Raw genomic sequence first — 17497 nt, 5'->3', positions numbered from 1 at the left:
TGTTGGGGTGGTGTTCCCGCCGTTACCGGCGGGACTGGTGTGGTTCGGCGGCGTTCCTTGCCCGAGCCGTCCCGTCCGTGTCGCCGTGGTGTCACCGTACGGTCACGTCCGCGTGGTTGTGTGACTGACCGTGCATGACACCCAAGCTTCCGAATCCCAGGTTCCGCGTCCGCGCACCCGCTGGCCGCGGGCGGCGACGTTCACCCTCTCGTTGGCCTGGCGACACCTGCGGGCCGAACCGGCCCGGCTGCCGCTGCTGACGCTGCGGCTGACGCCCGGTCCGCCGCGGCGCGCGGTGCGCGCCCTGGCCTCCCGGGCGGGCGGCCTGGCCCGCGCCTACGCCCTGTGGGACCAGGGCCGGCGCGCGGACGCCCGCGAGGCGGTGCTCGCCGCGGCGAGCGGTGCCTCCCCCCGCCGGGTGGGCCGCCTGGTGGCGGCCTGCCTGGCGGCAGGAGACGCGGCCACCGCCCGGGAGCTGGTCGAACAGCTTCCGGAAGGCGCTCTCCGGGAGGCCGCGGAGTACCGGACGGCCCTGGCCACGGGACGCGCTGTCGCCACGCCCCCGTCCACGTCGCCTGACCGTCACGCCATCACGTTAACCCGCGATCCACGAACGCCGCCCGACGCCACGGTGAACGCTCGGCGACCGGAGACGTCGGAGGGTGAACGGTGGCGTGTGGCAGGGGATCCGGCGTCACCCGGGGCGGGTCTGCGGGTGCTGCATCTGGTGACCAACGCGCTGCCGCACACCAACGCGGGCTACACCCAGCGCACCCACAAGATCGCGGTCGCCCAGCGCGAGGCCGGGATGGACGTGCACGTGGTCACCCGGGCGGGATACCCGCTGGTCAAGGGGGTCCCCGACCCCCGCACGCTGGTGCGGGTGGACGGCGTCCCCTACCACCGGCTGTTCCCCTGGACGGCGCCCGCCGACGCCGCGCGGGAGCTGGCCGCGGGGGTGCGGCTGGGGTCGGAGCTGGTGGAGGCGCTGCGGCCCGACGTGCTGCACGCCGCGAGCAACCACCACAACGCCCGCCTGGCCCTGGAGCTGGGCCGCAGGTTCGGCCTGCCGGTGGTGTACGAGGTGCGGGGCTTCCTGGAGGAGTCGTGGCTCTCGCGCGACCCCTCGCGCAGCGTGGACGACGCCTTCTACCGGGCCGAGCGCGCGAGCGAGACCGAGTGCATGCTGGCCGCCGACCTGGTGGTGACCCTGGGCGAGACGATGCGCGCCGACATCGAGGCGCGCGGCGTGCCGCGCGAGCGCCTGCTGGTGGTGCCCAACGCGGTGGACTCCTCCTTCCTGGCGCCGCTGCCCTCGGGCGCCGGGGTGCGGGCGGAGCTGGGGATCGGCGGCGAGGACTTCGTGGTGGGCACCACCACCAGCTGTTTCGGCTACGAGGGCCTGGACACGCTGCTGGAGGCGGTGGCCCTGATGCGCGAACGCGGGGAGGCGGCGCACGCCCTGGTGGTGGGGGACGGCCCCGAGCTGCCCGCGCTGCGCTCCCTGGCCGACTCGCTGGGCCTGGAGGGGGCCGCGCACTTCACCGGCCGGGTCCCGGCCGCGCGGGTGCGCGACCACCACGCCGCCCTGGACGTGTTCGCGGTGCCGCGGCGCGACGAGCGGGTGTGCCGTCTGGTCACCCCGCTCAAACCCGTGGAGGCCATGGCGGGCGGGCTTCCGGTGGTGGCCAGTGATCTTCCCGCGTTGCGAGAGATCGTGGAACCGGGAGTGACCGGAGAGTTAATTCCGGCGGGCGAATCGGCGACCCTAGCCGATGTGCTGACAAAACTCGCTTACAGTCATGAAAAGCGGATCTCCTACGGCAGTGCAGGTCGCAGCCTCGTCGGCGCTGACCGCACCTGGGCCGAGGCCGCATACCGCTACAACCAGGCGTATCGGGTTCAGATTCGAGAAATGACCGAACCAGGCCAGAACCCGTAAGCGTGGACAACACGTGCCTACACTCGGACGTCCAACGCACTGAGCAATGGCACTCCCCGCTATTTACGCCCGTTCACGAGATGAATGCGAGTGTGACCACGAAGTGGATGCCGCAGCCTCCAACCCAGCCCTTGTCTCCGAGCAGTCCGCCGGTGCGGTCAGCGACCTCGTCGTTCTCGGCCTCGGCTACGTCGGCCTGCCGCTGGCGGCCGAGGCCGTGTCCGCTGGCCTGAAGGTCACCGGTCTGGACGTGAGCGACCGCGTCGTCGCCGGGCTCAACAACGCCGTGTCGCACGTGGACGACCTCTCCGCCGAGGACGTCCGCGAAATGCTGGACCGCGGTTTCACCGCGACCACCGACCCGGCCTGCCTGGCCGCCACGCGCACCATCGTGATCTGCGTGCCCACGCCGCTGTCGGCCGAGGGCGGCCCCGACCTGGGCGCGGTCACGTCCGCGGCCGAGACGATCGCCGCCCAGCTGCAGCCCGGCACCCTGGTGATCCTGGAGTCGACCACCTACCCCGGCACCACCGAGGAGGTCGTCCGCCCGCTGCTGGAGAAGTCCGGCCTGGTCGCGGGCGCCGACTTCCACCTGGCCTTCTCGCCCGAGCGCATCGACCCGGGCAACCCGACCTTCGGCGTGGCCAACACGCCCAAGGTGGTCGGCGGCCTGACGCCGGAGTGCGGGGAGGCCGCGGCGGACTTCTACGGCGCCTTCGTGAACACGGTGGTGCGGGCGCGCGGCACCCGCGAGGCGGAGATGGCCAAGCTGCTGGAGAACACCTACCGCCACGTCAACATCGCCCTGGTCAACGAGATGGCCATCTTCTGCCAGGAGCTGGGCGTGGACCTGTGGGACTCCATCGCCGCGGCGGCCACCAAGCCGTTCGGCTTCCAGGCCTTCTACCCGGGCCCGGGCGTGGGCGGACACTGCATCCCCATCGACCCGAACTACCTGTCGTACAAGGTCAAGACCCTCGGCTACCCGTTCCGGTTCGTGGAGCTGGCCCAGGAGATCAACGGCCGCATGCCCTCCTACGTCATCCAGCGGGCGCAGGAGCTGCTCAACGACTCCGGCCTGGCGCTGTCGCGCTCCAAGGTGCTGCTGCTGGGCGTCACCTACAAGGCCGACATCGCCGACCAGCGCGAGTCCCCGGCCCGCCCGGTCGCGCGCAAGCTGGCCGCCAAGGGCGCCACGCTGACCTACCACGACCCGCACGTGGAGTCCTGGCAGGTCGACGGCGTGGACGTGCCCAGGTCCACCGACCTGGACCGCGCCCTGGCCGAGGCCGACCTGACCATCCTGCTCACCGACCACGCCGAGTACCGGCCCAAGCGGCTGGAGGAGTACGCGCGGCTGCTCCTGGACACCCGGGGCGTGCTGCGCCGCCCCGACCCCGAGACGGACTCCGCGGTCCCCTCGCAGGTGCGGCGCCACGTCACCCGCGAGGGCTTCCAGGTCCTGTGACCTAGCCCCGCCCGCCAGGCACGCCGATCCGGACGCACGCCCCGTCCATCGGCGTGCCTTTCGGCGTTCACCTTCCCCTGACCGAAGGTTCACCCGCTGCACCCCGTGCGGCCACCGGGCTTTCCTCGGCGCGTCTCCCCCGCTGAATACCGTGACGAAGAGCTGATACCGCCCCGGGAGGAGCGGCCCGGCCGATCCGCCCGAGAGGGCCTCAGACGGCGACACAGGTAGGTGAACTCGATGCACGCGCTCGTGGCCACGGTGGTGCACCACCCGGAGGACGCACGGATCCTGCACCGGCAGATCCGCGCCCTGCTGGACGCCGGACACACCGTGACCTATGTGGCGCCGTTCCGCGAGTGCGGGGTGACCCCGTGGTCGGAACTGCGCTCGGTGGACGTGCCGCGCGCCTCGGGGCGCGAACGGCTCGCCTCGCTGCGCGCCGCCCGCGCGGTGCTCGCCGAGCAGGCGCCCATGGCCGACCTGCTGCTCTTCCACGACCCCGAACTCCTGCTGGCCCTGCCGTCCAGGCGCCCGGTGACGGTGTGGGACGTGCACGAGGACACGGCCGCGGCCCTGCTCACCAAGGCGTGGGTGCCCCGGGCGCTGCGGCGTCCGCTGGGCACGGTGGTGCGCTCCTTCGAGCGGCACGCGGAGCGGCGGATGCGGCTGCTGCTGGCCGAGGAGGGGTACCGCTCCCGGTTCCGCCTGGAGCACCCGGTGGTGCCCAACACCACCGACGTGCCGGAGTTCCCGGCGCGCGAGCCGGGCGACGACCGGATCGTGTACCTGGGCCAGGTGTCCGAGGCGCGCGGCGCTCGCGAACTGGTGGAGCTGGGACGCATGCTGCGCCCGCACGGTGTGCGCCTGGAGGTGATCGGCGGCGCCGACGCCGGGGTGCGGCCGCTGCTGCGCGAGGCCCAGCAGGAGGACGTCCTCAACTGGTACGGGTTCGTGCCCAACGACCGGGCGCTGCGGATCTGCGCGGGCGCCATGGCGGGGCTGAGCCTGCTGCACGACACGCCCAACTACCGGCACTCGATGCCGACCAAGGTCGTGGAGTACATGGCGCACGGCCTGCCGGTGGTGACCACGCCCAACCCGATGGCCCAGAAGCTGGTGACCGGCCGCCCCGAGGGCCCGTCGGGCCTGGTGGTGCCGTTCGGGGACGTGTCGGCCGCGGCGGAGTCGGTTCTGCGGCTGCGCCGGGACGAGGAGCTGCGCCGGAACCTGGCGAGCACCGGGCACCGGATCGCGCGGGCCTCCTTCCACTGGCCGGTCCAGGCGCGCCTGTTCGTCAAGCGTCTGGAGGCGTGGGCGGACGAGGCCTCCGGCGAGCCTCTGCCCGTCGTGCCGCCCCCGCGGAGTCGCCAGCGCACTCCCGTGCGTGATTGACCCCACTTCTAACTCTCCAAGAAATATCTTCCTCGTCAACAAGTGTTGTGGTCCCTGTCGGAGCCGACTCCGCACGGCCCCCCGCCACACCACGAGCACGACGAGGAAACACATGACTGACGCCCTGGTTCTCGACAAGGCGGCCCAGGACCTGCTCTTCCGGGACGCGCGCACCGCGAACAGCTTCACCGACGAGCCGGTGACCGAGGAGCAGGTCCGCGCGATCCACGACCTGGTCAAGTACGGCCCGACCGCCATGAACAACCAGCCGCTGCGGGTCACCGTGGTGCGCTCGGCCCCGGCCCGCGAGCGCCTCGTGCCGCACATGGCGGGCAACAACGCCCCCAAGACCTCGACGGCGCCGCTCACCCTGATCCTGTCCGCGGACTCCGACTTCCACGAGCACTTCCCGAAGACCTTCCCCGTCGCGCCCGACGCCCGGGACAACTTCTCCGGGATGCCCGTCGAGGCCCGCGAGAGCATGGCCCTGCAGAACGCCTTCCTCCAGATCGGCTACCTGCTCCTGGGCGTGCGCGCCGCCGGCCTGGCGGCCGGCCCGATGACCGGCTTCGACGCCGAGGGCGTGCGCCGCGAGTTCTTCGGCGAGGACTCCACGCTGCGTCCCCTGGTGGTCATGAACATCGGCAGGCCGGGCCCGGACGCGTGGTTCGACCGCCTGCCGCGCCTGGAGTACGACGAGGCCGTCACCGAAATCTGATCCGCGCTCTGACGCGCCCGAGGGGCCGAGTACCGGAGGGGCCGGGCACCGGGGAGGTGCCCGGCCCCGACGCGTGCGGGGCCGGGCCGTTACCCGTCCGCCGACGGGGTGTCCCGCTCGGCCGCGAGGAAGACCAGCAGGCACACGTCGTCGTCGCAGTCCTGGTACTTGACCATGGCGTCCAACAGGTCGTCGGCCGCCTGGTCCGGGCCGCCCCGCCAGTACGGTGGCCCGCCGAAGCCCTCCACCAGGCGCGCGATCCCGTCGTCGATGGACTCACCGCGCCGCTCGATCAGGCCGTCGCTGTACAGCAGCAGCGCGGCGCCCGGCGGCAGTTCGACGGTGTGGTCGGTGTAGGACAGCTCCACCGGCAGGCCGAGCATCCCGCCGGACGGCAGGCGCACCGCCTCCGCCCTGCCCTCGCCGTCGCGCCACAGCGGCGGCGGGTGCCCGGCCCCCGCCATCACCACCTCGGGGTCCCCCGGCCGGAAGCGCACGATGACGGCCGTCGCGAACAGGTCCGGTTCGAGGTGGCCCAGCAGCCGGTGCAGGCGCTCCAGCAGCACGGCCGGGCTGCGCTCCTCCAGCGCGTACGCGCGCAGGGCCGTGCGCAGCTGGCCCATCATCACCGCGGCGTGGATGCCGTGTCCGGTGACGTCGCCGACCACGCCGATGAACTCGCCGTCGCCCCGCGAGAAGACGTCGTACCAGTCGCCGCCCACGTTCATCCCGCGCGTGGCGGGCAGGTAGCGGGCCGTCAGCTCCATCCCCGGGGTCTCGGGCAGCTCGGTGAGCATGGCGCGCTGGAGGGTGGCCGCCGTGTCGCGCTCGCGCTCGAAGCGGCGCGCGTTGTCCAGCGACGCCGCCACCCGCCCCGCGAGTTCGACCAGCACGACCTCGTCGTCGGCGTCCGGGGGGTCGGCGCGGCGCAGCAGCAGCACCCCGATCAGCCCCGAGCCCGTGAGCAGGGGAAGGGCCAGCTGCCCCTCCTCGGCCAGGGCGTCCGTGGGCCGGCGCCGGGCCGCGGCCAGGAGTACCGCGCCCGGCACGGCCGTCTCACGCCCGTCGGAGGCGCACAGACCGCCGTCCTCACCGGTGAGCCACACCTCGACGGCGTCCGCGTGCCCGGGGACGAGCAGATCCTGGAGGCGGGCGAAGATCTCCGACTGGTTCAGGGAGGTCATGAGCCTCGCGCTGGCCGTGGAGAGGAACGTGAGCCTGTTGCGGGCGGCCTCCGCCTGGTCCCGGGCCGAGCGCTCGGCCGCCAGGAGCCTCTGCTGCTCGTCGCTGGCCTCGGCGAGCTCGGCGTGCAGGGCGAGCACGCCCTGGTTGGTCTCCTCCAGCTCGCGCTGGTGCCACTCCAGCTCGCGTGCGCGCTCGGCCGCGACGGCGGCCGCCCTCCCCGCGCGCTCGGAGACGCGCAGCAGCTCCGCCGCCAGGAGCTCGGCGTCGGCTCCCTCCGGGGCCCCGGCCGCCGCGGCCCCCGCGTCGAGGGGCTCGGAGAGGGGCAGGTCGGACTCCCACCGGCTCTCCCCCGAGCCGTCGCGGACGGTGGCGCGCAGGGCGAGCCCGTCAGCGGACAGCTCCACCGCCAGCGCGGCCGGACCTGCGGGTCCCGCCGCGCGCAGCGCCCAGGAGGAGGCGCCGTCCAGGAACTCCAGTTCGGCCTCGTCCCCGGCGCTCGCGGCACCGAGAACGCGCGCCATGGCGGCGCGGGCCAGCGCCGCGTCGACCGCGCCGCGGACCCGCAGGTCGAGCAGCGGTTGCGTCATCGTCCTCCCCCGTCAGGGCGTACGGTGTGCGTGACCACGGCGACGCTGGTGTCGTCGCGCAGCGGGCGGGCCGCGCTGCCCGAGTCCCGGAACACCGCTCCGGCCGCGACCGCCGCGTCGTGGCCGCGCAGCCGCTCGGTGCCCTCGGGCTTCCAGCGCCCTGGCAGCCCGTCGCTGTGCAGGACGAGCATGTCGCCCGGCGACCACGCGCGCAGCGCCGGGGCCGGTGTCCGCAGGGAGAAGGCCCCCACGATCCCGGGTTGGGAGAGCAGCGTCTCCCAGCGCCCCTCCCGGTACAGGCGCGCGCCGATGTTGCCGACCCCGCAGAAGGTGAGGCGGCCCCGGGACTCGTCCACCGCGGCGATCGCGACGGCCGCGCCGCGCGTGCGGCGCAGCGCCTCGTGCAGCCCGCGCAGCAGCGCGTCGGGGGCCCCGCCCCTGCTCCCGGTCACGAAGCGCGTGGCCGCGTCGGCGGCCTCCGCGGCGGCCTCACCGTGTCCGAGCCCGTCCGCGAGCATGACCGTGCGCAGGCCTCCACCGCTCTGGAAGGCCAGGGCGTCGCCGGAGAACCTGTCGCCGCCCAGGGGCAGGTGCATCCCGCCCGTGGCCGCGCGGGCGCCGAACAGGGCGCGGTCGGCGGGCCGGGCGAACCGTGCCACCGCGACCGTCCCCCGCCCGGGGGCGCTCTGGACCTCGAAGAAGTCGGCGGCGCGCGCGCAGGCGCCGAGCCCCGCCCCCAGGGAGCCCGCCGCGGTGGAGAAGCCGTCCTCCATGGCGCGCGGGACGTCGGGGATGCCGGGACCGTGGTCCAGCGCGAGGATCTGCAGGCCCCGGGCCTCCCCCCAGGGGGCCCGGGCCTCCTCCGCCACGAAGCGGCCCCCGCCCGCGTACCTGCACATGTTGGTCGCCAGTTCGGAAGCGGTGAGGGCCGCGGCGTCCGCCGCGGCCCCGTCCAGGCCGACGCCGCGCGCGGCGCTCCGTGCGGCCCTGGCCGCGTCGGACACGCGCGTGGCGTCGGTGACCGCCAGGTCCCAGACCCTGGTCATCGGGCTCCGCGCCCGTAGGGGTCGGCCCAGGAGGTGATGGTGACCCTGGTCCCTCCCTCGGGGAGGTTCTGGATCTCGAACTCCTGCACGAGGCGTTTGGAGCCGCTCAGGCCCATGCCCAGGCCGCCCGCGGTGGAGTAGCCGTCGGTCAGGGCCGTGTCCACGTCGGGGATCCCCGGCCCGGAGTCGACGAAGGACACGCACAAGCCCTGTCCCGTCCGGCCGTGGACGACGCGGATCTCGGTGGATCCGCCCCCGCCGTGCAGGAGTGTGTTGCGGGCCAGCTCACTGGCCGCGGTCACGAGCTTGGTCTGTTGGACCAGGCCGAATCCGGTCTGCTGTGCCAGGGCGCGCACCTGTTGGCGGACCGCCGTCAGGTCAGTGTCCCTGCGGATGGGCACGCGGATCGGCTCCGCGGAGGCCTGGCTCACGTCGTGCCCCGTTCCGGCCGTTCCTTCCGCTCTATGGTGACCCCGAAGCTGGCCGCCGCCTCGGTGACCGTGCGGGCGGTGTCCATGCCCGGCAGGGTCAGGCCCAGTTCGACCAGGGTGATGGCCACCGCCGGGCGCATGCCGACCAGGACGGTCCTGGCCGCGAGGAGCCGGGAGGAGGCCGCCACTTCGGCGAGGACCCGCGCGAGGAAGGAGTCGACCATGTCGAGCGAGCTGATGTCGATGATGAGCCCGCGCGAACCGGTGTCGGCCACCGCGGCGGTCACGTTGTTCTGGAGGTCGACAGCGGCCTCGTCGGGGAGCTCGCCCTGGATGCTCACGAGCAGCAGCCCGCCGAGGTCGAGGACCGGGATGGTGGGAGGACTAGTCACGTACCTGTCCGATCAGCTCTCAGGAACCCTGCATGGACGGCGCGTTGTGCTGGCGGCGCTCCAGCGCCCACTCCAGCGCGTCGGCCAGACTGGCCCGTGTGGTGACCGGGCCCAGGTCCAGGCCGAGCTGGACGATGGTCTGGGCGATGGCGGGGCGGATGCCGGAGATCACGCACTCCGCGCCCATGAGCCGCGCCGAGGCGACGGTCTTCATGAGGTGCTGCGCCACGAGCGAGTCCACCGTCGACACGCCGGTGATGTCCAGGATGGCGATGGTGGCCTTGTGCTCGACGATGGCCTCCAGGAGGTTCTCCATCACCACCTGGCTGCGCGCGCTGTCGAGCATGCCGATGAGCGGCACGGCGACGAGGCGGTCCCAGAGCTTGACGACCGGGGTCGCCATCTCCAGGAGCTGCTGGCGCTGGCGCTGGATGATCTCCTGGTTCTCCTGGAGCATGCTCTCGACGACCATGACCCGCAGGGTGGCGAACAGCGTGGCGAGCTGGAGGCGGATCTCGCACAGATCCTCGGAGCCGGTCCCCGGGGCCTCCGCGACCAGCAGCTCCATCGCGGCCTCGCCCAGGACCCCGACCTCGCGGTCGACCTGGGCGATGGACAGGCCCGACCTCGTCCGCGAGGCGGTCATCGCGACGAGCTGCTCGCGGACGGAGTGGAAGCCCGGGGCCTCCAGGTCGTCGACGCGCCCGCTGTCGGCGACCACCGCGAGGGAGTCGACGACCGCGTGACAGGCCTCGACGGCCTCGTCCCGGGTGACGGTGAACACCGTCTGGAAGAGGGGGAGATCGGCCCACCGCTGGGCGATCTGCTCCCTGCGGCGCCGGAGGAAGGCGGACACGATCCGCGCGCCCGACCCGGAGTGGTCGGATGCTCCGTCAGTCATACATCTCCTCGTGGTCACTGCATGTCGCTGTAAGGGGGTAGGTCCTACGTTGTTGCCGCGTGGCAATTGTCTACCAGACGGGGGACGGGTGGAAATGGGACACGGTGCGCACCGGACCGTGGGCGCGGCGCCGCGCCTACGCGTGTTCGGTCCGTCCCCGCCAGTCCAGGCAGACCACCAGCGCGTCGTCGACGGACTCGTGCTCGCCCCGGTACTCGGCCAGGTGGCGCAGGACCTCCTGGGGAACGGAGGCGCTGGGCACCAGCCTGGTGGCCAGGATGGCCCGGGACAGGGCCCGGCTGCCGAAGGTCTCCTCCTCGGAGGCCCCCCGGGCGTCGAACACCCCGTCGCTGACGAACACCAGCCGGTCGCCGGGCTCGACCCTGAAGCTCTCCGCGGTGTACACGGTGTCCTCCGCCATGCCCATGGGCAGCTGTGCCTCGAAGGGCAGCTGTTCGACCCGGTCTCCGCGCAGGCGGTAGAGGAGGGGCGAGCCGGCGTCGACCGCCTGCACCTCGCCGGTGGCCAGGTCGAAGCCGAGCAGGAGGACGTCCAGGTAGCGCTCTCCCCGGTAGTGGGAGTAGACGGCCTTGTCGGCGAGGGCGACCTGGTCGGCGAGCGGGATCCCGCCGCGGCGGGCGTTGCGCAGGGCGTTGACCGCCAGGCTGGTCAGGAGCGAGGCGTCGATGCCCTCGCCCATGCCGTTGGTGATGCCCAGGATCAGCTGGTCCGGCGCGGCCGACCAGTCGAAGTTGTCACCCCGTATGGAGTAGGCCGGTTCGAGCTGGGCGCCGATGCTGTACTCGGGGCACTCGAAGCCCCGGCCCGGCAGCAGGTCCCACTGGACCTCGGCGGCCAGGGTGAGGCGGTCCCTGCGGCGCAGCGACCGGTAGACGTCGGTGTCGCGCTCGGCGACGAGGAGCTCGTGCCCGAGCACGTCGGCGACCTGCTCCAGCTGGGTGAGCACCTCGGCGGAGTAGTCGCGCGCCTTCAGCTCGACGGTGAGCACGCCCAGGCGGTCGCCGCGGGCGCTCACCGGGAGGTGGACGGTCACGGCCTCGGACCCGAAGCTGTCCTCGACGAAGGTCTCCTGCGCGCCGAAGACCCTGCCCACGACGCTGTTGAAGACGGAGTACTCCCCCGCGCACTCCCCGGGCGGATCGGGGACGTGGCAGAGTACCTTGAGTCCGTAGTCGGCGAGGAAGAGTTCGGCGGACGCCGCCGCGTAGTCCGCAGCGAGAGCCTCACGGAGGACCGCCATGAGCCCGTGCGGCTGGGCCTCACGAAGGGACCGCGCTACGGTCTCGGATATGTTCACTTGCTCGACCTGCGTTTTCTGTGCCGATTGGAGAAGTACCCCGCGCACCGGCACGGGTACGGTCGGCGGGCACGGAACAGGGCGTTCCGTTATGGTCGTAGAGATACCCGGTTTCCGACTCGCGGACGGGTACGGCTCACAGACGCGATGTGTGAGAGTGGAAAGTGAGTCCTGAATCACAGGAACCGACAGCCGAGGCAGCCCGTGCGGCATCCACCGTCACCGAACTCATGGAAGTGCTCTGGGGGCGCGGCCGTGAGGTCGCCTCCTCACCGGTCTCTCCTCCGCAGCTCAAGGTCCTCTTCATCCTGGAGGAGGAGGACGGCGTGAACCTGCGTACTGTGACCGAGCGCCTGGGTTCCACTCCTCCGTCCGTGAGCCGGCTGTGCGACCGCCTCCAGGCGGTCGGCTTCGTGACCCGGACACCGAGCCCGAGCAGCCGTCGTGAGCTGAGGCTCTGGCTGAGCGAGAGCGGCCGGTCCTTCCTGCGCGACCTGAGAGCCCGCAGGGAGGCGGAGCTCCATGAGGTCATCGCCCGCATGCCCCCGCGGAAGCGGGTGATGCTCATGGAAGGGCTCGTGTCCTTCCGCGAGGCGGCGAGCCGCGCCGAAGAACGCTCCGACCGCTCCGACCAGACGAACTTTCGCACGGCCTGAGCCACTGGTGCGGACCAGGCGGACGACCCGGCGCCACGTGTGGGTGGAACCTCGGCGTCCCCGCCCTGTCCGGGGCAGCCAGCGCCCCGGGGGCGGGCTTCCCAACCGTAAACAATGCCGACAGAGTCAACTATTGTCAAGCGGCAACAGTTTTCGGACGCCGGAACGGGACCGCGGCCGCCGGTCGGCCCGCGCACACGCGAGGGGCCGGACACCCGCGGTGTCCGGCCCCTCCGTCACGCCTTGTGCGGCCACAGTGCGCCCTGAACGATCACGATCTCCCGTAGACGGTGCGCCGCCAGGAACGGGAGGGACCCGATGCCGTTTCCCGGGGGAACTCCCGTAGCCCTCCCGAACGGTCCTTCGGGTGCCCCGCCTGGTCGGCTTCGACTCCCATCGCCGCCGGCTCCGACGCCGGCCGTTCGGTCTCCGCCGCCGCGCCGACCGGCGGCCCCTCGGCCAGGCCGGAGGGCTCGAAGCGCCAGGACCACGCGCTCACCCGTCGAGCCCCGCGTCGGCCCGGGCCGGGACACGGGAGGTCTCCGAGACCGCCTTCCGCGTGTCCGGACGGCCCTGTTCCACCACGGCCAGCAGCTCCTCGTGTCTGCGTGCCACGTCGGGGTGTCTGCGGATCTCCACGCACTGGGCCCACGAACGGCACAACAGCCACAGGGCCCCAGCGCCTGTCCCGTCTGGGCGCCGGGGCCGGCCTCCACGAGACGGCGGTCGGACTCCCTGAGCCGGGAGGGGGTGACGCGCGCCACGGCCTCGCGCAAGGCGGCCGGGTCGGGGCCGGGCGCGGAACGACCGGGTGCTCGGACGCCTGGACCGGAGGCGGCTCGGGCATGGCCGTCGCCCCGCCCCCGGATCCGGGAGCCGCTGTGGTGTCGCCGGGGACCTGCCCGTTACACCGGCGTCCCGGGCCGCCTCACGGGCGGGCCCGACCGGCTACCGGTGCCCGGGGGGGACGGCGTGCCCCGGTCCGTCGCCGGGGCCGAGCGGGGGGTCAGATGATCGGCGGGCGTCCGGCGCGGGTCATCCTCCAGGCGGTGGACCAGCTGATGGGGGTGCGCGGACCGGCCTCCTCGCGCCAGCCCTCCCGGAAACCCGCGAACCACGAGCGCAGCGCGCCGCGGTCGCGCTCGCGCAGCACGGTCAGTCCGACCCAGGTGCCGAGGTAGGCCGCGGCGAGGGGCCAGGGCAGGTTGCGGCGGGCCAGCCACACCCGGTTGCGGGCGTTGAGCCGGTAGAAGTTCTCGTGCCGGGTCGGCGCCACCGCCGGGTGGTACATCACCGCGTCGGCGTCGTACTCGATCCCGTAGCCCGCGTCCATGATCCGCCAGGCGAGGTCGGTCTCCTCGTGCGCGTAGAAGAAGTCGCCCGGCAGGCCGCCCCCGGCCTCGAAGGCGGTGCGCCGGATCGCGCACGCCCCGCCCAGGAACGTGGTCACCACGCTCGACTTGCGGGAGTCGCCCACGCGCAGGCGCGGCACGTGGCGGCGCTGGTCGGGGCCGCCGTCGGGGTCGGCGATGCGGAAGGACAGCGCGCCCAGCGACGGGTCGGCGGCGAAGCGCTCGCGCACGTGGCGGGCCAGGTCCGTGGACCGGTACCAGCCGTCGTCGTCCAGGAAGAGGACGATGTCGCCGCTGGTCGCGCGCACGCCGTGGTTGCGCCCCTCGGGGATGCCCACGTTCTCCGGCAGACGCACCCGCGTGACGCCCTCGGGCAGCTCCGGCAGGTCCGCGCCGTTGCCGACGACCACGACCTCGACGTCCGCGTCCTCCTGCTCGAACACGCTGGTGATGGCACGGCGCAGCTCGGCGGGACGGTTGCCCATCGTCAGCAGGACGCAGGACAGGGTGGGCGCGGACACCTGGGGGCGGCTCCGTTCGGCTCTGGGCGCTGGGGAGACCGTCATCTCAGGCTTCTCCGGGCTCGGCGAGGACGGAATCACGGGTGTGGCCATGGCTGCGACCGTTCAGTGGACGAAGTGTTTCTGGAAGGTTGACACATGACCAACACTCGCAGAAACAGACTAACGAAAGAATAAAGGGAAGGTGGACGGGACCGTGGACAGGGTAACCTGCACGGCCCCGTTCGTGACGTCAACGTCACCGGCGCGTTGTTCGTGTCGCTCCGACCCGTTTCGGGGCAGGGCGCCCGGACTGTCCGTGCTACTCGAGGCGGCGCGAGGCGAGCACGCTCACGAAGTGCGCGAAGCTCATCAGCACGCCCACCGCCGCGCACGCCGCCACCAGGATCCGGGTGGCCGCCAGGTCGCCGAGGAAGGCGTCCACCACGGCCGCCACCACCACGATCAGGGACAGCTCCACGGCCTGGATGAGGCGGTGCACCTTCAGCGCCGAGGCCAGGCGGCGGGCCAGGCTCAGCCCGGACGAGCGCGGGCGCATCGCCTCGTCCGAGACCTTCTCGGGCAGGCCCGCCTTGGCGCGCGCCACCACCACGTTGTCGGTCTCGGCCTTGATGAGCGCCACGCCGATCGCCGCGGCCATGCCCAGGATCACCCAGCCGCCCGCCTCCCAGCCGCCCTGGGCGCGCACGCCCAGTCCGATGAGGAGCGCGATCTCGGACACGTAGTGGCCGATCCGGTCCAGGTAGATCCCGGCCACGCTGGTGCGGCCGGTGTAGCGGGCCACCTCGCCGTCGGAGCAGTCCAGCAGCAGGTACACCTGCACGAACAGCGCCGCCACGATCGCCGACCACAGGCCGCCGAAGGCGACCACGACCCCGGCGAGCACCCCGAAGGCCATCATCAGGTAGGTGATCGGGTTCGGGGGGACGCCGAGCCTGACGAAGAACGTGGTCAGGTACGGGGACAGGTCGCGCATGTAGAGGCGGCCCGCCCAGTGCTCCTCGTTCGTTCTCTCCTTGATGCCGACGGGCTGACCGCCCGCGCGGACCTCAGCGACCGACGGCTTCGACATAGTCCTTGACGCTCCGTCCGATCTCGTCCTCGGAGAGGTTCAGGTGCTCCAGGATGGTGAACCGGCCCGGGCGGGTGTCCGGGGCGTGGACCACCGCCCGCACGAAGTCGGCCTCGTCGAGTCCGACGTCGGAGGGCACGACGGGCAGCTCGTGGCGGATCAGGCAGTCGCGGATCTCGTCCATCCGCGTCTCCGACCAGTCCATGTGCCGCACCCGCAGGAAGGACGCGTACAGCGCGCCCAGCCCGGCGAGCTCGCCGTGGTTGCTGGTGCCCGGGTGGAGCTGGGTGACCGCGTGCAGGATCTCGTGGCACGCACCGCTGGCGGGGCGGCTGGAGCCGGCCACCGACATGGCCATCCCCGAGAGCACCAGTCCCTCGGCGAGCACCGTGAGGAAGGCCTCGGACTCCACCGAGTCCGGGCGGTGCAGGACCGCCTCGGCCGCGACCCTGGCGAAGGTGACGGCCATCCCGTCCACCGGCTCGCCGTTGACCCGGCCCGCCAGCTCCCAGTCCTCGATGGCGGAGATGTTGCTGACCACGTCGCCGATGCCCGAACGCACCAGGTGCGAGGGGGCCGCCCGGACGTAGTCGACGTCGATGACCACGGCGATGGGCATGGTCACGCCGATGGAGGGCTTGCCGCCCTCGTGCTCCAGCGAGCTGACCGGCGAGGCGATGCCGTCGTGCGCCAGGTTGGTGGCCACGGCCACCATGGGGATCCCCGCCATGGTGGCGGCGAACTTGGTCACGTCGATGGTCTTGCCGCCGCCGATCCCGGCGACCGCCTCGTAGGCGCCCGAGCGGAGCCTCTTGCCCAGCTCGGTCGCCGCGTCGACGGTGCCCTCCTCGACGTGGAAGACCTCGCAGTTGGGCAGGTCCAGCTCGGAGGCGATCTGCGCCCCCTGGCCCGGGCCGACGGCCACGGCGATGCGGCCCTCGGTGGCGATCCTGCGGTCGGCGAGCAGCGTCCCGAGGGAGGCGACGGCTCCCCGGCGCACGTCGATCGCCAGCGGGGAGGGGAGCATGCGGGCTAGTAGCGGCATGCGATCTCCCTCGCCTTGGCCAGGTCGTCGTGGTTGTCGACCTCGACCCAGTCCACCTCGCCGATCGGCGCCACGGCGACCTTCTCGCCGCGGTTGACCAGCTCCTGGTAGCCGTCCTCGTAGTACAGCTGCGGGTCGCGCTCCCAGGTGGCCTTGAGGGCGTCGGCGAGGCGGGCGTCCAGGGAGCCCTCGATGAGGGTGGCGCCGATGTACTCGCCCGCGGCGGTGGCCGGGTCCATGAGCTTGGTGATCGTGCGCAGGTGGCCCTCCTCGTCGAGGGTCACCTTCATCTCCTCGTCAGCGAGGCTTTTGACGCTGTCCACCGCGAGGAGGAGTTCCGGTCCCCGTGCGGCGAGTAGCGTTTCCTCGACGCTCACGGGGTGAACCGTGTCGCCGTTGACGAGGAGGACGCCCTCGGAGAAGAACTCGCGCGCGGTCCACAGGGAGTAGGCGTTGTTCCACTCCTCGGCCTTGTCGTTGTGGCTGAGGGTGAGCTTGACGCCGTGGCGCTCCTCCAGGGCCTCCTTGCGCGCCTCGACCGCCTCCGCGCGGTAGCCGACCACGACGACGACGTCGGTCAGCCCGGCCGCCGCCAGGTTGCGCAGCGAGATGTCCATGATGGTCGTCTCACCGTCGACGGGCACCAGGGCCTTGGGCAGGGTGTCGGTGTAGGGGCGTAGACGGCGCCCCGCGCCTGCGGCGAGAACCATTCCGAGCATGAGGGCGTGTTCCTCCTTAGTCGGGGAGGGCTCTCACGCCTCCCCGTTCGTTCCGGCGGCCGGTTGGCCCCCGTCTGCGTGGCCTGGTCGGGGGATCCGCGGATCTCCCTGGCCCGTGTCGCCGTCGCCGGGGGCGGCGCTGGCGCGCACGTCGGCCACCGGTGTCGCGCTCCAGGTGCGCACGGCCTCGCGGACGAGCAGCACCGCCAGGTATCCGGCGAGTATGCCGTAGGCGGGGGCGAGCGCGTGCAGCGCTCCTCCGACCGCGATGACGAGCATGCGGCCGTCCCAGCCGAGGGCCGCGGCGCGCACCCCTTCGGGACGGGCCGAGCCGACCGCGGGACGGGCCACGTCGTCGCCGTGGTGACAGGCGACCGCCATCAAGAGTACGAACACCAGGGGACCCGGTACACCGGACGCCAGCCCCAGGACCGCCAGGTATCCGTACTCGGTGACGCGCAGGACGGGTGGCACGAGCCAGTCGAACCGTCCGTCGTGGGGATGGCCCGAGGCCAGTCCGGACAGTAGCAGGGCAGCGACCGGTGCGAACAGGGTAATGCCTGCCAGCCGTCCGTGGCCTGCCGCGAGGAGCGTTCCGACGACCAGGAGCCCGGTGAGCGCTGTGAGCAGGGGCGGCGCTCCCCCGGGGGCGATCCGGCCGAGCAGGAGCGCCATGTGACTGTCATCACGAAGAAACCGCAGGTCGGGACGGATCGGGTCATAGTGCTCCCGGTTCGGCCCCCCGTGCG

16 protein-coding genes are annotated in these 17497 nt (G+C 72.6%); 5 read left to right on the top strand and 11 right to left on the bottom strand.

The window, feature by feature from the left end; genetic code table 11:
• The first annotated feature begins 211 nt into the window (after positions 1–211).
• The 4 genes from HGB44_RS06940 to HGB44_RS06925 all read left to right on the top strand — a co-directional run bounded on the left by HGB44_RS06940 (position 212) and on the right by HGB44_RS06925 (position 5523).
• Positions 212–1942, top strand: coding sequence for a glycosyltransferase family 4 protein (locus HGB44_RS06940; protein WP_082768567.1), 1731 nt, complete (start codon positions 212–214; stop codon positions 1940–1942).
• Between the two features lie 103 nt (positions 1943–2045).
• Positions 2046–3410, top strand: a complete 1365-nt coding sequence (locus tag HGB44_RS06935; RefSeq protein ID WP_061082759.1) for a nucleotide sugar dehydrogenase — start codon at positions 2046–2048, stop codon at positions 3408–3410.
• Between the two features lie 240 nt (positions 3411–3650).
• A complete protein-coding gene (locus HGB44_RS06930) occupies positions 3651–4805 on the top strand; it encodes a glycosyltransferase (RefSeq protein WP_061082760.1) in 1155 nt (384 codons plus the stop codon).
• Between the two features lie 112 nt (positions 4806–4917).
• The gene (locus HGB44_RS06925; protein WP_061082761.1) at positions 4918–5523 is read left to right on the top strand and encodes a malonic semialdehyde reductase; all 606 of its coding nucleotides are present in this window, start codon (positions 4918–4920) and stop codon (positions 5521–5523) included.
• Positions 5524–5612: 89 nt separating this feature from the next.
• Here the strand turns inward: HGB44_RS06925 and HGB44_RS06920 are convergent, their stop codons facing one another.
• The 6 genes from HGB44_RS06920 to HGB44_RS06895 form a co-directional block, all read right to left on the bottom strand.
• Positions 5613–7295: a PP2C family protein-serine/threonine phosphatase gene (locus HGB44_RS06920; protein ID WP_061082762.1), complete on the bottom strand. Its 1683-nt coding sequence runs from the start codon at positions 7293–7295 to the stop codon at positions 5613–5615.
• A complete protein-coding gene (locus HGB44_RS06915; RefSeq protein WP_061082763.1) occupies positions 7292–8341 on the bottom strand; it encodes a SpoIIE family protein phosphatase in 1050 nt (349 codons plus the stop codon). Before HGB44_RS06915 ends, HGB44_RS06920 begins: the two co-directional genes overlap by 4 nt.
• Positions 8338–8772: an anti-sigma regulatory factor gene (locus tag HGB44_RS06910; protein WP_168443976.1), complete on the bottom strand. Its 435-nt coding sequence runs from the start codon at positions 8770–8772 to the stop codon at positions 8338–8340. The genes HGB44_RS06915 and HGB44_RS06910 overlap by 4 nt, the downstream gene beginning before the upstream one ends.
• On the bottom strand, positions 8769–9164 hold the full coding sequence (locus tag HGB44_RS06905) for an STAS domain-containing protein (RefSeq protein WP_061082202.1): 396 nt from the start codon (positions 9162–9164) through the stop codon (positions 8769–8771). Before HGB44_RS06905 ends, HGB44_RS06910 begins: the two co-directional genes overlap by 4 nt.
• Before the next feature lie 19 nt (positions 9165–9183).
• Positions 9184–10065, bottom strand: a complete 882-nt coding sequence (locus tag HGB44_RS06900; RefSeq protein ID WP_061082201.1) for an STAS domain-containing protein — start codon at positions 10063–10065, stop codon at positions 9184–9186.
• A 136-nt stretch (positions 10066–10201) separates the two neighbouring features.
• Positions 10202–11326 (bottom strand): PP2C family protein-serine/threonine phosphatase, encoded by a 1125-nt coding sequence (locus HGB44_RS06895; RefSeq protein ID WP_061082200.1) that lies wholly within the window; start codon positions 11324–11326, stop codon positions 10202–10204.
• A 287-nt stretch (positions 11327–11613) separates the two neighbouring features.
• Here HGB44_RS06895 and HGB44_RS06890 point away from each other — a divergent pair, with 287 nt between their 5' ends.
• A complete protein-coding gene (locus tag HGB44_RS06890) occupies positions 11614–12039 on the top strand; it encodes a MarR family transcriptional regulator (RefSeq protein ID WP_061082199.1) in 426 nt (141 codons plus the stop codon).
• A 1006-nt stretch (positions 12040–13045) separates the two neighbouring features.
• On the opposite strand, the gene HGB44_RS06885 is transcribed toward HGB44_RS06890, so the two are convergent.
• From HGB44_RS06885 to HGB44_RS06865, 5 genes are all read right to left on the bottom strand, one after another.
• Positions 13046–13957: a glycosyltransferase family 2 protein gene (locus tag HGB44_RS06885; protein ID WP_061082198.1), complete on the bottom strand. Its 912-nt coding sequence runs from the start codon at positions 13955–13957 to the stop codon at positions 13046–13048.
• A 256-nt stretch (positions 13958–14213) separates the two neighbouring features.
• Positions 14214–14984 carry a CDP-alcohol phosphatidyltransferase family protein gene (locus HGB44_RS06880; RefSeq protein WP_061082197.1) on the bottom strand — a complete coding sequence of 257 codons (771 nt, stop codon included), beginning with the start codon at positions 14982–14984 and terminating at the stop codon, positions 14214–14216.
• The gene (locus HGB44_RS06875; RefSeq protein ID WP_061082196.1) at positions 14962–16011 is read right to left on the bottom strand and encodes an iron-containing alcohol dehydrogenase family protein; all 1050 of its coding nucleotides are present in this window, start codon (positions 16009–16011) and stop codon (positions 14962–14964) included. The genes HGB44_RS06880 and HGB44_RS06875 overlap by 23 nt, the downstream gene beginning before the upstream one ends.
• Positions 16012–16016: 5 nt before the next feature.
• Positions 16017–16748, bottom strand: a complete 732-nt coding sequence (locus HGB44_RS06870) for a phosphocholine cytidylyltransferase family protein (RefSeq protein ID WP_013154871.1) — start codon at positions 16746–16748, stop codon at positions 16017–16019.
• A 33-nt stretch (positions 16749–16781) separates the two neighbouring features.
• Positions 16782–17423, bottom strand: a complete 642-nt coding sequence (locus tag HGB44_RS06865; protein WP_231972548.1) for a DUF5941 domain-containing protein — start codon at positions 17421–17423, stop codon at positions 16782–16784.
• Between the last annotated feature and the right edge of the window lie 74 nt (positions 17424–17497).

Origin of the sequence: Nocardiopsis alborubida (genome assembly GCF_012396365.1) — a bacterium.
In the GTDB taxonomy this organism is placed as follows: Bacteria; Actinomycetota; Actinomycetes; order Streptosporangiales; family Streptosporangiaceae; genus Nocardiopsis; species Nocardiopsis alborubida.
This window is presented reverse-complemented; position numbering and strand designations above follow the sequence as displayed.

Bases quoted from the DNA above. Each gene is read 5' to 3' on its own strand.
- HGB44_RS06870 (WP_013154871.1), bottom strand. From the start codon at position 16,748: ATGCTCGGAATGGTTCTCGCCGCAGGCGCGGGGCGCCGTCTACGCCCC.
- HGB44_RS06930 (WP_061082760.1), top strand. From the start codon at position 3,651: ATGCACGCGCTCGTGGCCACGGTGGTGCACCACCCGGAGGACGCACGG.
- HGB44_RS06865 (WP_231972548.1), bottom strand. From the start codon at position 17,423: ATGGCGCTCCTGCTCGGCCGGATCGCCCCCGGGGGAGCGCCGCCCCTG.
- HGB44_RS06885 (WP_061082198.1), bottom strand. From the start codon at position 13,957: ATGACGGTCTCCCCAGCGCCCAGAGCCGAACGGAGCCGCCCCCAGGTG.
- HGB44_RS06875 (WP_061082196.1), bottom strand. From the start codon at position 16,011: ATGCTCCCCTCCCCGCTGGCGATCGACGTGCGCCGGGGAGCCGTCGCC.
- HGB44_RS06925 (WP_061082761.1), top strand. From the start codon at position 4,918: ATGACTGACGCCCTGGTTCTCGACAAGGCGGCCCAGGACCTGCTCTTC.
- HGB44_RS06900 (WP_061082201.1), bottom strand. From the start codon at position 10,065: ATGACTGACGGAGCATCCGACCACTCCGGGTCGGGCGCGCGGATCGTG.
- HGB44_RS06895 (WP_061082200.1), bottom strand. From the start codon at position 11,326: ATGGCGGTCCTCCGTGAGGCTCTCGCTGCGGACTACGCGGCGGCGTCC.
- HGB44_RS06890 (WP_061082199.1), top strand. From the start codon at position 11,614: ATGGAAGTGCTCTGGGGGCGCGGCCGTGAGGTCGCCTCCTCACCGGTC.
- HGB44_RS06915 (WP_061082763.1), bottom strand. From the start codon at position 8,341: ATGACCAGGGTCTGGGACCTGGCGGTCACCGACGCCACGCGCGTGTCC.
- HGB44_RS06880 (WP_061082197.1), bottom strand. From the start codon at position 14,984: ATGTCGAAGCCGTCGGTCGCTGAGGTCCGCGCGGGCGGTCAGCCCGTC.
- HGB44_RS06920 (WP_061082762.1), bottom strand. From the start codon at position 7,295: ATGACGCAACCGCTGCTCGACCTGCGGGTCCGCGGCGCGGTCGACGCG.